Source organism: Paenibacillus sp. TC-CSREp1 (assembly GCF_050171015.1).
Lineage (GTDB): Bacteria > Bacillota > Bacilli > Paenibacillales > Paenibacillaceae > Paenibacillus > Paenibacillus silvae.
This window is the reverse complement of record NZ_JBNOKM010000001.1, coordinates 125,891-139,652: the sequence shown is the minus strand read 5'-3', so window position 1 is coordinate 139,652 and position 13,762 is coordinate 125,891. Positions and strand designations below refer to the sequence as shown.

The window sequence follows — 13,762 nt, the reverse complement described above, 5'->3', positions numbered from 1 at the left end:
GCACAGAAAATCATAAAGCAGCATAAAGGAGGACTTTTTCACATGTTCCAGAGTTTGGCTTTGGCCTATTGGTTTCTGATGGTCTGCATCGCACTTGTGATTGTGGGCGTGATCATTCTGTTTGCCATGAAAATGTCCCACAATGGCAAACAGCGCAAAATGGCTTTGTACGAAATGAAGCAGCGGGATTATTTCACATATTTGCAGACGGCACTCACAGAGAACAGCCCGCTCAAGCTGCCGCCCGGAAAACTGGCCCCGCTGGAGCGCCGGGTTATTCAGAACAAGCTCATTGAATGGATTGACCAGTTCAAAGGCGAGTATCGGGAGAGACTGATTGAATTGTGCCGTGAGGCCGGATTTGTCGAGCATGATCTCAAAGAGCTGGGGCGCTTGCGTTACGGTCGTCAGATTGATGCGGCATATCGTTTGGGTGGGATGCGCTGTCCCGAAGCGGTTCCGGGGTTAATGGAGCTGCTCAGAGATGAGAAGCCTGGCCCGATGGCGATTATGATTGGACGCTCGATTGCGAGATGTACGACTCGGCATGGCGAGTTGAAGGATATGCTTGCACTGCTTTTAACGAAAGGAAAATCGATTCATCATCTGGTCGCAGATATACTGCTGGAAGCAAATCTCGATACAAGCCGTGTTCTGCTCGAACTGCTGGAGGACCGCAATCCTGACTTTGTCAAAGTGGGCCTTGTAGCGATGTGGGGACAAGCGGTGCCTGAAGTAATGCCTGCACTCGACAGGCTCGTTGGAGCAGAGCATCAGGATGTACGGGCCGAAGCGGTGAAGCTGTATCTCAGTGCAAGTCCGGCCCTTCGGGATGAGACGATTCTGAAGCTGATTCAGGATCCGGACCCGGAAGTTCGCGCTGAAGTGGTGCAGGCGCTGGGCTCGAAGCATGCTTCAGGCAGTATACCGCTGCTGCGCAAGGCACTTCGTGATGCAGACTGGAGAGTGCGCTACAACAGTGCGGAAAGTCTGAGCAAGCTGGGCGAACCCGGGTTCGAGGCTTTGTGTCAGGCAGCCGTGCAGGGAACAGGTGCAGAGCGCGAGATTGCGATGCAGCAGATCGAGAGCACGATGCAGCAATCGGGAGCCGACCACAAGGCGGTAGAACAGATGATTGCACATAACAAAAAAAGATTGCTGTATGAACGTTACTTTGGCCCTGTGCGCGGTGAGAACCGACCAGCCAAAAAACGTGCAGGCGTTGCAACAGTAGGAGGGGATTACACTGCTTAGAGATCTATTGCTCATCTACGGTATGGTCGCCATCTATTATGTGGTGTTTGTTAATACACTTTATTTTTCCATACTGGCCCTATCATTTCGTAACATCTGGACCATCTTCCGGCGTTCACATTACTCCAAGTACAACACGTTATCCGGCTCGGAGCTGGTACCTTCGGTTTCCCTGCTGGTGCCAGCGTACAACGAGGAACTGACGATTATTGAAAATGTGAACTGCCTGATGACACTGAATTATCCTACGTATGAGGTCATTGTCGTCAATGATGGCTCCAGCGATTCCACCTTGAAGATGCTGCTTGAGGAATATCGTCTAAAGCCGATGCCGAATACGCAGCTGCGGGGAAAAATCCCTTGTCAGTCCATTCGCGGAATTTACCACAACCCGGAGTTCCCGGATCTGTATGTGATCGACAAGGAAAATGGCGGCAAGGCTGATTCCCTGAATGCGGGCATCAACCTGTCCCATTATCCGCTCATCTCTTCCATTGATGCCGATTCACTGCTGGAGAAGGATGCCCTGATCCGCATGGCACGCATGTATATGGAGAACCCGGAAGAAACTGTAGCGATCGGCGGGGATGTGCGTATTGCCAACGGCTGCAAGATCGAAAATGGTGCGGTACAGGACGTATCCTTGCCGCGCAAAATCTGGCCGATGTTCCAGTCTATCGAGTATCTCAAAGCCTTTCTCGGCGGACGGATTGGCTGGAGTCATATGAACGGTCTGATCATCGTCTCTGGTGCATTTGGTATGTTCCGCAAGGATGCAGTTATTGCCGTGGGTGGTTACCGCGACGGTTATCCGGGTGAGGACATGAACATTATTATCAAGCTTCATCGCTATATGCTGGAAAATAAATTGAAATACCGCGTTGCCTTCTGTCCTGAAGCGGTGTGCTGGACACAGGCGCCGGATTCCTACCGGATTTTGTCCAGTCAGCGCAAGCGCTGGGGCCGCGGAAATCTGAAAAACATGCTGGAAAATCGTGGTATGCTGTTCAACCCGAAATACAAGGTTATGGGATTAATCACGATGCCATATAACGTCATTTTCGAAGCATTAAATCCGTATTTCCGTATTACCGGACTGATCGCTCTGGCTGGATACGTGCTTCTGGACATGACCCAGTGGCCGATTCTCGTTCTGTTTGGATTGCTGAACTTTGTGAGTGGATATCTGCTGAGTGTAGGGGCGTTGATTCTGGAGGAGATTGCATTCAAACGGTACAACAAGCTCTCCGATCTGGTCAAAATGCTCGTCTACTCTGCGCTGAAATTTGTGGGTTATCACCAGCTCGGCGTGTTATGGAGATTGCAGGGTCACATTCAGTTTTTGCAAAATAACAATTCCTGGGGCACGATGACCCGCCAAAGTTGGTCTGAGGAATCCAAAGACGCCACCAAGGCTGCCTAAGGCAGGCAATAAAGTAACAACAGTATAGATGTTCAACTCCATTTTTACACGACGACGAAGAGGACAGAAAAAACCTGGAAAAGCGAAGCGTTCGCCTTTATCACCGGATTTTCCCCTTTGGAAAAGGGAATAAAAAAATCTGGGGATAACAGCGATTGGAAGGTTATTCTGTCATCGAAGTGGGCTGTGTAAAATCTTTAGTTCAACTTATATAAAAGCTTTCTGCAAATAAATCGGAAGATTGTTCTGTCAACTTAGCATTCGTGTAAACGACTTGTTGAACTTGTATAAATCATTGAAGGAGAAGGGTGGAAAAGAACATGCCAAATACGGCGACATTGCAGCGTGACGCTGCCGTTGATGTGTACCGCAGTGTAGAACAGGGATTGAAGGAAACAGGTGCTGAAGCATGCGGCTTAATGTTCATTCACTGTGCAGGTCAGGTTCAGCCGGAGCAGCAGGTCAGAACACATCTGGAGCACGCGGGTTATGCGTCCTTCGAGGTGTGGCAGGATAGCCAGACGCAGACCGTTGCCGTACTGCTTCCAGGTCTCTCGCTCGACGAGGTTCACTATGAAGGACTTCGTATCAAGCATGAGCTGCAGGAGAGCGTTCCTGGTGCTGATCCGCAAATTACACTGGCCAGTTTCCCGCCAGGGGAGCGCCCTTCGAAGGCAACGATTCAGCATATGGCCGAATCTTCGAAGCTTGTGGATTCATCGGAAATTCATATCTATACGCTGGAGCATACAGCGGATGACCCGGAACGGATTTTGATCGTGGATAATGATCCGACGGTTCGTGAATTTTTGCAGCTGCGTCTGAAAATGCAGGGATACGAAACCTACGAAGCGGTGGATGGACTCGCCGCTCTGGAGCTGATCGAAAAAGTAACGCCTGATCTGGTGCTGACCGAGTTGAATCTGTATGGCATCGATGGTCTGCCGTTTATCCATCACATTCAGAAGCTGGAGATGGAGCAGCCGCCCAAAATTGTTGTGTTGACGGAGCAGCGGGTCGAGCAAACGATCAGCCAATGCTTCCGCAGCGGGGTCGATGATTATATGACCAAGCCGTTCTCTCCTGTGGAGCTGGACGCCCGGATCAGACGCTGCCTGCACTAGAAGATCAATTTTAGATTCACAACAATTACAACCACATCTATATGATCTGAACTATTTTTTTACACTTTAACGAAGAGGACAGAAAAAACCTGAAAAAGCGGAGCGGTCGCCTTTATCACCAGATTTTCCCTTTAACAGAAGGGAATCAAAAAAATCTGGGGATAACAGTGATTGGAAGGTTATTCTGTCATCGAAGTGTCTGTGTAAAACCTCTTAGTTCAACTTATATAAGCAACATCAAATAAACTGCCCGGAGGGAATATCATGGAGAATCAACAATTTCACACTTTACTGAACGCGATCGAAAATAAAGAAGCGGTACTGGGCGTTGTCGGCCTCGGTTATGTTGGCCTTCCCCTTGCGGTGGAGATGGTCAACCAAGGGTTTACCGTCATCGGCATCGACCTGGATGCTTCCAAAGTCGACAGCATCTACAATGGAGATTCCTATATTCACGATATTTCGTCCGACGAATTGAAAAAAGTAATGCAAAGCGGCCGTTTCCAGCCAACAACGGACTACAGCATGCTGCGTGTCATTGACGCATTAAGCATCTGCGTACCGACACCGCTTAGCCAAAATCAGGACCCCGATACCTCTTACATTGAGACCGTTGTAGATCAAATCAAGCTTCATATGAAACCCGGCATGCTGATTACACTGGAAAGCACGACGTATCCAGGTACAACGGAAGAGCTGATCCAGCAGGAGCTGGACAAGATCGGACATGAAGCTGGCAAGGACTATTTCCTTTGCTTCTCGCCTGAGCGAGTGGACCCGTCCAATGGCCGTTTCACCACGTATAATACACCGAAAGTCATTGGTGGTACCACCGAAGCTTGCCTGAAGCTCGGCACGGCGTTATACAGCAAATATGTAGAAACCGTGGTTCCGGTATCTTCACCTAAAGTAGCGGAAATGTCCAAATTGCTGGAAAACACCTTCCGCAGTGTCAACATTGCCTTCGTTAATGAAATGGCGATGATGTGCGACCGGATGGGTATCGATATCTGGGAGGTTATTGACGCGGCTGCGACAAAACCGTTTGGCTTTATGCCATTCTATCCAGGGCCAGGCATCGGCGGACACTGCATCCCGCTCGACCCGATGTATCTGTCGTGGAAGGCCAAAGGATTCCGTTTCTACAGCAAATTTATTGAACTTGCGCAATCCACCAATGACAATATGCCGTACTATGTACTGAATAAAACGTCAACGATCCTGAATGAATACGCGAAGTCTGTTCGCAAATCGAACATTTTGCTGCTCGGCATGTCGTACAAACCGAACATTGCCGATCTGCGTGAATCACCAGGACTGGAAGTATACGAGCTGTTCAAGGAAAGCGGCGCAAACGTTAGCTATTACGACCCGCATGCAGCATCATTCAGAGATAAACACGGCGAAACCGTGTACAGCCAGGCTTTTAATCTGGAGCAATTCAAAACGTATGATTGCATCGTGCTGATCACCAACCACAGCGACTTGCCTTATTATGATATTGCGGAGCTGGGTGTACCGATTCTGGATACACGTAATGCATTCCGTACGTACAATCATTCACACATTTACAAGATCGGTCACTCGGTACAGCATCCTGTGTTTGCACCAAGTGAAGCGGTTCTCGTCTGAGGCGACTGATGAGAAAACAGGGCAAGTGGGCAGGTAAGGCTAAATGGGCTATTGTGGCTGTGGTGTTCTGCCTGCTGCTGCTGTCCTGGCTGTTCAAATGGTTTTCGCATGAGGAGCACAAGGCGACCTGGCTGTGGGATACGTCGATCATTACGAAGCAGACACCTGAGATTATCGCGTTCTCCAAGGAACAGGGCGTGGATACCATTTTCCTGCAAGTTCAGGATGAGGTACCCGATGCGGCCTATCGCAAGTTTATTGCAGCTGCGACCAATGCCGAGATCGAAGTGCACGCCCTTAACGGTCATGCCGACTGGGCTTATCGCGAAAAGCGCGCAGAAGGACTTGCTTTTATTGAACGAGTTCGGGCATACAATACATCCTCTGCGAAGAATGAACGCTTTGTGGGCATTCAGCTCGATGTCGAGCCGTACCAGCTAAGACGTTGGGAGAACGAAGAGAGCAGTGTCATTGCCGAGTGGCAGAACAATATGGAGGTCTGGACGGAAGCCGGAAAGGCCGCAGGCCTGCATATGAGCGCAGCTATTCCATTCTGGCTGGATGCTCGTCAGTCCGCTGGAGGCAAGGAAACATTCAGTCGCTGGGTCATCTCCCGTTTTGATGCGGTAGCTATTATGGCTTATCGGGATAGCGGGCAGCAGATGTATGATCTGTCCAAGGAAGAGCTGGCTGAAGCGGATGAGCTGGGCAAGATGGTCTGGATTGGAGCAGAACTTGCGGATACACATGAGGGGGACCATCTGACCTTTTTCCGCAAACCGATCAGCAATATGGACGAAGAGATGCAGAAGGTGTTTAAACTGGGCGCATCACATTCTTCTTTTGCAGGTGTGGCTGTGCATCATTATGAGGCCTGGTATGCGAAGCAAAACGGGATTCCGCTCGCGCGCAAGACGGAGGAGAAGAAAGAGGAATCACAAACGGAATAGTCGAAGCTTCAACGTGAAGTTATGATCCCTTCTGGGCAAAAGCTGCAGGTATTCGTTCCTGCGCTTTGCGGCTCAGAAGGGATTTTTATATCAATTAGAGAGAGTTGTTCCCGTTGTTCTCATATTGGCAATGTCCTACCTCTCTAAACAGATTAAGTGTAACTCTATTCCTTGCTAACCTGAACCGTTCTCGTCTGCGAGTCATAGGAGACATTAACGTCGTAGATCGAAACGACATCTTTTAATGGAAAATAAATGCGGTTTTGAATCAAAAGAACGGGGTTATTCGTCCGAAATGACTCATCATTGTGCTGAAACGTATCACTTCCAACCTTGAACTGAAACAGTGGGGTAGGAATTGCAAAGTCTTCATTAAGAATTCTGAATGTTTTGGTTTCTGATTGGAAAGATAATGCTTTGGAATTGATCTGGAACGGAAGGCACCTCACGAATCCGTCGAGATCAACATAGGTGTGCCCTTTGATGACCAGACCTGTGAATGATTTTTCATCTAACACATTGGATTTGATGTTCACCGTTGAGTCGGAAGCGGGAGGAGAAGCAGCGTTTACGGATGAACTGAAGCCAGCCATAGCAAGAGTTAGTAAGCTCACAACTAAAAACCTGGAAAGACGCATGATCAACCACTCCTTTGGTATATTCATTAGAAGTAACGTAACACCGAGTACATAAACAGCGACTTTTTTTATTTTTATGGATATTTATGTATAAAAAGGGAGGGATATATTGAAAACAATGAATGGAGATGAGATTAATGAACCTTACTGATGCTCTTGAGAAGAATGTCCAATTAATGAAAAAGAAGCTATACACTGTTTACGGAAATATAGTTCCAGCAAATGATAGCACTGTAAAGATTGAGTTTTATGCGGATGCTTTTTTCGATTATTAGTCAGAAGGATTTAGATCCTTTGCTAATATTCCCATGAACAACTGGAGAGGATCCAAGTGGTAGAGAGAGCAATATGCTATTAAACTTGCTGAAGGGACTGAAGTGGAACTTCATGTGAAAAATTTAGTTCATACATTTAACATAGGTGAGACAGCAAAACCATTTTATGTTGACGAAGAAAAAGAAGAAATTGTTTACCCTAACAAAGAAACTGATGTGAGAGACGGAGAGTGTTATAAACGTGTACATCTTGTTGATGTACATTGTTGCAAGGGAGGGTACTTAGGAAGGGGAATTGGATGGGGAGGCTGTGGTGACTATTGGTACGATCACGATTGCTGTTAACATAAACAAATGGAATGCTTGATCGACGGGATCAAGCATTCCACACTACTACACACATCCAATATGTATTACATATGCTGGTAGTGTTTTGATATTGGTGAGATCGGGATATATATATCCTTGTACATAAACATTTGCACTTCTTTGTATGTCAGTGACTAGCATTAGAGCGACTTCAATATTTCCTACAGCGGCATTATTGGCAATTACAATAGACCAACTACCTTTGCAGCAATCACAAAACTTATCATATATAGGTGGGATTGTTTGTGTGCAAATCAGTGGAAGATTTGGCTGCACTGGAAGATTGGGCAACGCCGGACCTGTGCAATAATCTACAATATATTGTAACCAATCTTTACGCTGGCTTAGAACATTATAATATTGAATTTGGTGTGGTAACGGCGCTGGAGCAATTCTGATGCCGGCATTCTCACTTTTCAAGTGTCTCATTACAATACTCCCTCCTGAGCAATTCTAAAATACTTTATGAATGCTTTGAAAAATAGGTGTCTGTCTACTTATACATGAAGGGTTGAAAATTTTAGAAACGAACAGAACGAATTCATTTGGCTTCCAGGAGCGTGGAGCGCAGCCAATTTGCGGATATGGAACAATTACACATGCCGGTCAAGCTAGAATTTCTGTTTCTGGTATCTGTCCGTAGGCAGTGTGCAATCTGGACCAAATTGCACATGCCAGTTCCGGATACGGTCGGCAGCCGGTGAAAGTTGGTTAGACGACACAGGCGCAGCTCCTCATCAATCTGAACTAAGTAGTATGTACCATTCCATATTGATTCCTGGTTACCGGCGGCGACCGACGAAGTTGGTCAGACACCCCAAGGCAGCTCAGCATTTAGACTGTCTACACATGCTGTTTCGGATCCCTGGTGAATGACCGTCAATTGTTACATAGGTTTAGGATGTAAATGAAAAGAAAACCTGAATAAGGCAAATCCCGATCACTAGCTAGTGAAGGGGCTTGCCTTATTCAGATTATTTAGCGCTTGAGAACATGGATGCATCCCTTTAGCGCCCACTTTCTTAGCCAACTCATTAATCACTCTTTTGTTCCGTTGTCGTTGTTCGATAACGGTTGGGGGGCAGACCAACCTGCTTTTTGAAGGCTTTGGAGAACGAAAACAGGTCGGGGTAACCCACGGAATGAGCCACCTCCGTTAAACTCAGCGTGGTCTGCACGAGCAGAAGCTTGGCCTGGTTCATTTTGAGCTGCTGAATATATTGCACGGGGGACAAGCCGTAAGCTTTGCGAAACTGCTTGGCGAAGTGGGTTCGATCCACTCCTGCGTGAGCGGACACACCTTCTACGGTAATTCCGCCTGCAAAATGAAGTTCAATGTACTCTTTACCTTTCTGAAGCCAAGGAGTAGCCACATCCGGTTGCAAGTCTTTGGTCGCCGGAGAACGTGCGATACGGTCAAAAAGACTGAGAAACCGGGTCAGTCGCCCCAGATCACTGGCACCGTCCTGTGGTTTGCGAACGTCTTCCATAAAAGAACGCATGCTGTTAGCCGTTTCGGAGGTCAGTACACCTGAACGATAGGGTGTATCAGGACTCAGCCCAATTCGGGAGAGCAGTTCAGCGGCATATGCTCCGTCAAAGGCGATAAATATTTTTTGCAATGGATGGTCGGGATCTGTCCAGTACTCATGCGTGACATGCGGAAACAGACAGAAGGCATCTCTGGCTCGCAGAGAATACTGCTTTCCGTCCTGAATGAATGTCCCTTCCCCCTCCAGTACAAATAACAAATAGTGATATGGCGTAGTCCGAGGACCAATATGATAGTTGCTTTTGGCAATGTTGCGACCAATGCGTAAGGGCCAGGCGCCGCTGGCCTTCTCAAATTCAGACGGAGTGAAGAATAGAATATCCAGAAACTCGTGGTGATCCTCCTTCATGCGCTCAAGCTCGGTCATCAGGAACACCTCTTTAATAATTAAGTATCGTTGATATCATCTAAAAGAATCGTTTATAACCTATTATACAGGTTGGTTTTATGTAAATTCAAGACGAGTAAAACCTGAATTCGAAAAACGACCACAAAATGACAAAAATAAATTGCCGCGAAATGACATTGATCACAGACAAATCAATTGTTATGATGTCCATACCTATTAAACCAAGTTAACTAATCGGTATTAATGATTATTTACGACTGTTAAATTAATTTAAAGAATCACACGACAACGGAGGTGACAGAAAAGACCTGGAGAAGCGAAGCGTGCGCCTTTGTCACCGGATTTTCCCCATGAAAGGGGAATAAGAAGAAATCTGGGGACAAGAGTGCTCGAAAGGTTTTCTGTAACCGAAGTGTTTGAGTGGACATTTAGAGCAATTTTATCCATAGAAGGGAATGACGTTTGTGAGCGAACAGGAAGAAATGAAGTTTGGATGGTTTTTACCAACCGCCGGAGATGGGAAGTATGTAGGTGTAGCGCCAGAGCGTGAGCCAAGTCTGGATTATCTGGTGCAGGTGGCACAGACGGCGGAGACGGCCGGATTTGAATTTGTACTGATTCCGACAGGGGGAGCCTGTCTGGACGCATGGGTGGTCGGCTCGGCGGTAATGAGTCACACCAAGACATTGCGTCCCCTTGTAGCGATTCGCCCAGGTCTGGTTACACCCGTACTCGCAGCTCGCATGGGTGCGGCACTGGATCAGCTCTCGGGCGGTCGCGCCATGATTAACGTGGTTACAGGCAGTTCGGTTCGAGATCTGGAAGAGCTCGGTGATCCGCTGGCACATGCGCATGATGAACGATATGTTCGCGCAAGTGAATATATGGAAGTCATGAAGCGTTCATGGACACAGTCGACGGGACTGAATCTGACAGAGTTTGCCGGAAGTGGTGCACAATCAGGTACAGATGCATCCAGCGATCCAAATTCTGAATTTAACGGTCAGTATTATAACTTCAAAGGCCCGGTAGGCATGCCCGAGACGGTACAGAAGCCATTCCCTCCATTCTATCTTGGAGGAAGTTCTCCAATTGCAAAGCGAGTGGCAGTTGAACATGCAGATACCTTCCTGATGTGGGGCGAGCCGCATGACTGGATTCAGGAGCAGATCGAAGAGATCGAGGTCATTCGGGAGCAGGTGAAAGAGGAAACGGGACAAGATCGTCAGCTCCGCTACGGTATGCGTGCACAGGTGCTCATTCGGGATACCGAAGAAGAGGCATGGGCAGCAGCATGGGAGATCATCAGCAAAGTACCGCCGGAAGCGATTGAAAAGGCCAAAGCCGCGTTCGCCGAAACGGATGCCACCAACCAGCGCAGACAAAATGAGCTCCGGGAACTGTCGGAGAAACAGCAGTTTGTGGTTGGGCCGAACTTGTGGACAGGTTTGTCGGTAGTACGCTCCGGCGGAGCCATCCTCATTGTGGGTACGGCGGAGCAAGTCGCAGAAAGGCTGATGGAATACGGAGACTTGGGCGTAACGACTTTCATTTTGTCCGGTTATCCGCACCTGGAAGAAGCCGAAATCTTCGGCAAGACCGTGATGCCAATCATTCGCGAAAAGTGGAAAACTAGACAGAAGCAACATTCAGTTACTGCCAACTAGTTACTACTAATTTAAGTAAGTATACCTTTTTTTACACTTTAACGGAGAGGGCAGAACCGATCTGAAGAAGCGGAGCTAAAAGCTTTCTGAAAGAAGGCTACTTCGTAAGCATAATCCCCCTTTATCACCAGATTTTAACCATTGAAAGAATAAATTCAAAAAATCAGGGGGTAACAGCGATCGGAAGATGGTACTGCACTCGGAGTGTCTTGTGTAAAACATTCGTTAAACTTACGTTTATCATCCTTAGGAGGTCGTCTTTCATGAAAAAAACGAAAAAAATGATTCTGCCGCTTGTCAGTATGCTGGTCATGTCCATCCTGCTGTCCGCTTGCGGCGGTGGAAATAACGCGTCATCCGGAGAGAACGGCTCCTCAGGTTCAGGCAAAGTGACCATTAGCTTCATGCACTGGCGCGGCGAGGATTCCGAAGCATTCAACAAAACGATCGACGCGTTTGAAAAAGAAAATCCGAACATCCATGTGGAGATGCAGACGCTGCCTTCGGATCAGTATCAATCTACAGTACAATCCAAAATCAGTGACGGCTCTACGGGCGATGTGTTTGCCTCTTTCCCGGGTGCTCAGTTCCAAGCATTCAGCAAAGCAGGATTATTTACCGACCTGACCGGATCATCCTTCCTGTCGGCGTACAATCCGAAGCTGATCGAAGCTGGACAGAAGGACGGCAAGCAATATGCGATTCCATACCAGCTTGTATATAACGACCCGATCTATAACGTGAAACTGTTTGAAAAGTATGGCCTCACACCACCGAAGGATTGGGAAGGGTTCCTCGCTCTTTGCCAGAAGCTGAAAGACAATGGCATTATTCCGATTGCCTTTGCCGGAGCGGACATTGGTCCAGGCCAATTTATGAATACAATGGTGATGAACAATGCACCGAGTGACGACATTTTTACCAAAGTTGAAGCAGGCGAAGCCAAACTGACAGATGAGTTCTGGGTGAAAACATTGACACAAATCAAAGAACTGAACGATAAAGGATACTTCCAGCAAGATGCACTGGGTACGAAAGACCCGGCAGCAGGTGCACTGTTTATTCAGGAAAAAGCAGCGATGCTCGCAAGTGGATCATATCAACTCGCTCAGAACAAACAACAAAACCCGAATCTGGAGCAAAAGCTGCTCGCACCGATTACGGTAAGTGCCGACCAAGCGAAATATGAAGGGGTACACACCACCACGTTTATGCTAGCGGTAAACAGCAAGTCGAAACACCCGGAAGAAGCCAAGAAATTCCTTGAATTTCTGAGCAAACCGGATGTAGCTGGCGCATACGCCAACCAGACAGGACAAAATGTAACGGTGAATGATGTGAAGTATGACACACCTGAGCTTCAGGTTGCAGGAGAGTGGGCGAACAAAAAGACCGTGTTCCAGCCACGGTTCACGATTCTGAATGGAGATAACCAAAAGGCTGTAACCAATTCCATTCAGGCTGTGCTGAGCGGCACTTCACCAGAAGAAGCAGCACAGCAGGCACAAGCGATCATTGATCAGCATATCGGGAAATAAACGATGAAAAACCGTATTCAGCTATCCCTGTTTCTGTTACCCGGATTGCTGCTGTACGTTGGATTGTTCGTATTTCCTACATTGACGGGGCTGTTCTACTCCTTTACGGATTGGGACGGGGTATCCCCGTCGTATGCATTTGTAGGGCTGGATAATTACAAGGACAGTCTCAGCAGCATCGTATTTCGCAAAGCCTTTGGCAATAACGTGGAGTTTATGTTAACGGTTGTCATCGCTCAAACCTTTATTTCACTCGTCTTGGCTCTACTTCTGGTACGCAATACCAAAACAAGAGTGGTGCTGCGGGCGCTGTATTTCTTGCCGGCGATTTTGTCGTCGGTTTCGGTCGGTCTGATCTGGGCGTTCATGTATGACCCGTCCATTGGACTGATCAATTACGGATTAAATGAGGCGGGCATGGGCAGCATGGCTCGTAACTGGATCGGTGATCCGAAGATTGCGATCTTCTCCATCGCTGCAGTGCAGGTTTGGGCTCATGCAGGACAAATGATGATTGTGTTCATCGCAGGTCTGCAAGGCATTCCGGCAGAACTGTATGAAGCGGCACGTATGGACGGCGGCAGTAAATGGCAGGTATTCCGTACCGTGACCTGGCCGTTGCTAGCCCCTTCGGCAACCATTGTTGTAGCCTATACGACGATTCAGTCGTTCAAGGCCTTTGACCTCATTTTCACGATGACGGACGGAGGTCCGAACTACGCCACTGAAATTTTAACCACATATATTTACCACACGGCCTTTGGAAGCTATTCGTTTGGTCTGGCTTCAGCCGGTTCGATGATCTTCCTGGTGCTGCTCGCGCTATTGACACTGTTACAGTTCAAAGCGCTGCGTGCCGACCGGGTAAGTTATTAACAGATGGATGAAGGCTTCTTTTCGTGAGCGTTAGCGGCGAGAATGATAAGTCAAGAATGTGTGCAGGAGTAAGAAAGAGTCATTTTAGAGAATCGAGAGCTTTATTGGAAAAATA

At 47.7% G+C, this 13,762-nt stretch carries 12 protein-coding genes; 9 read left to right on the top strand and 3 right to left on the bottom strand.

The features are described from left to right. The first annotated feature begins 42 nt into the window (after window positions 1-42). From ACQSGY_RS00670 to ACQSGY_RS00650, 5 genes are all read left to right on the top strand, one after another. Entirely contained in the window at window positions 43-1,254 is a 1,212-nt protein-coding gene (locus ACQSGY_RS00670) for a HEAT repeat domain-containing protein (protein WP_427050299.1), read from the top strand. A gap of 22 nt (window positions 1,255-1,276) precedes the next feature. Continuing rightward, on the top strand, window positions 1,277-2,677 hold the full coding sequence (locus ACQSGY_RS00665; RefSeq protein ID WP_427050298.1) for a glycosyltransferase family 2 protein: 1,401 nt from the start codon (window positions 1,277-1,279) through the stop codon (window positions 2,675-2,677). Between the two features lie 320 nt (window positions 2,678-2,997). Beyond that, complete coding sequence (locus tag ACQSGY_RS00660) at window positions 2,998-3,801, top strand: response regulator transcription factor (RefSeq protein WP_427050297.1); 804 nt, start codon at window positions 2,998-3,000, stop codon at window positions 3,799-3,801. A gap of 264 nt (window positions 3,802-4,065) precedes the next feature. Further along, the gene (locus ACQSGY_RS00655) at window positions 4,066-5,433 is read left to right on the top strand and encodes a nucleotide sugar dehydrogenase (RefSeq protein WP_427050296.1); all 1,368 of its coding nucleotides are present in this window, start codon (window positions 4,066-4,068) and stop codon (window positions 5,431-5,433) included. 8 nt (window positions 5,434-5,441) lie between these two features. Then, the gene (locus tag ACQSGY_RS00650; RefSeq protein ID WP_427050295.1) at window positions 5,442-6,383 is read left to right on the top strand and encodes a hypothetical protein; all 942 of its coding nucleotides are present in this window, start codon (window positions 5,442-5,444) and stop codon (window positions 6,381-6,383) included. A 164-nt stretch (window positions 6,384-6,547) separates the two neighbouring features. Here the strand turns inward: ACQSGY_RS00650 and ACQSGY_RS00645 are convergent, their stop codons facing one another. Continuing rightward, on the bottom strand, window positions 6,548-7,021 hold the full coding sequence (locus ACQSGY_RS00645) for a stalk domain-containing protein (protein WP_427050294.1): 474 nt from the start codon (window positions 7,019-7,021) through the stop codon (window positions 6,548-6,550). Between the two features lie 377 nt (window positions 7,022-7,398). Between ACQSGY_RS00645 and ACQSGY_RS00640 the strand changes: the two genes are divergently transcribed. Then, window positions 7,399-7,641: a hypothetical protein gene (locus ACQSGY_RS00640; RefSeq protein WP_427050293.1), complete on the top strand. Its 243-nt coding sequence runs from the start codon at window positions 7,399-7,401 to the stop codon at window positions 7,639-7,641. A 48-nt stretch (window positions 7,642-7,689) separates the two neighbouring features. Here ACQSGY_RS00640 and ACQSGY_RS00635 read toward each other — a convergent pair whose 3' ends face one another. Next, window positions 7,690-8,094, bottom strand: coding sequence for a hypothetical protein (locus ACQSGY_RS00635; protein ID WP_427050292.1), 405 nt, complete (start codon window positions 8,092-8,094; stop codon window positions 7,690-7,692). Window positions 8,095-8,699: 605 nt separating this feature from the next. After that, the gene (locus ACQSGY_RS00630; protein ID WP_216514921.1) at window positions 8,700-9,584 is read right to left on the bottom strand and encodes a helix-turn-helix transcriptional regulator; all 885 of its coding nucleotides are present in this window, start codon (window positions 9,582-9,584) and stop codon (window positions 8,700-8,702) included. Window positions 9,585-10,048: 464 nt separating this feature from the next. Here ACQSGY_RS00630 and ACQSGY_RS00625 point away from each other — a divergent pair, with 464 nt between their 5' ends. From ACQSGY_RS00625 to ACQSGY_RS00615, 3 genes are all read left to right on the top strand, one after another. Beyond that, the gene (locus tag ACQSGY_RS00625) at window positions 10,049-11,233 is read left to right on the top strand and encodes an LLM class flavin-dependent oxidoreductase (RefSeq protein WP_427050552.1); all 1,185 of its coding nucleotides are present in this window, start codon (window positions 10,049-10,051) and stop codon (window positions 11,231-11,233) included. Window positions 11,234-11,496: 263 nt separating this feature from the next. Next, entirely contained in the window at window positions 11,497-12,771 is a 1,275-nt protein-coding gene (locus ACQSGY_RS00620; RefSeq protein WP_188591644.1) for an ABC transporter substrate-binding protein, read from the top strand. 3 nt (window positions 12,772-12,774) lie between these two features. Then, window positions 12,775-13,647, top strand: coding sequence for a carbohydrate ABC transporter permease (locus tag ACQSGY_RS00615; protein ID WP_289371182.1), 873 nt, complete (start codon window positions 12,775-12,777; stop codon window positions 13,645-13,647). The last annotated feature ends 115 nt before the right edge of the window (window positions 13,648-13,762 follow it).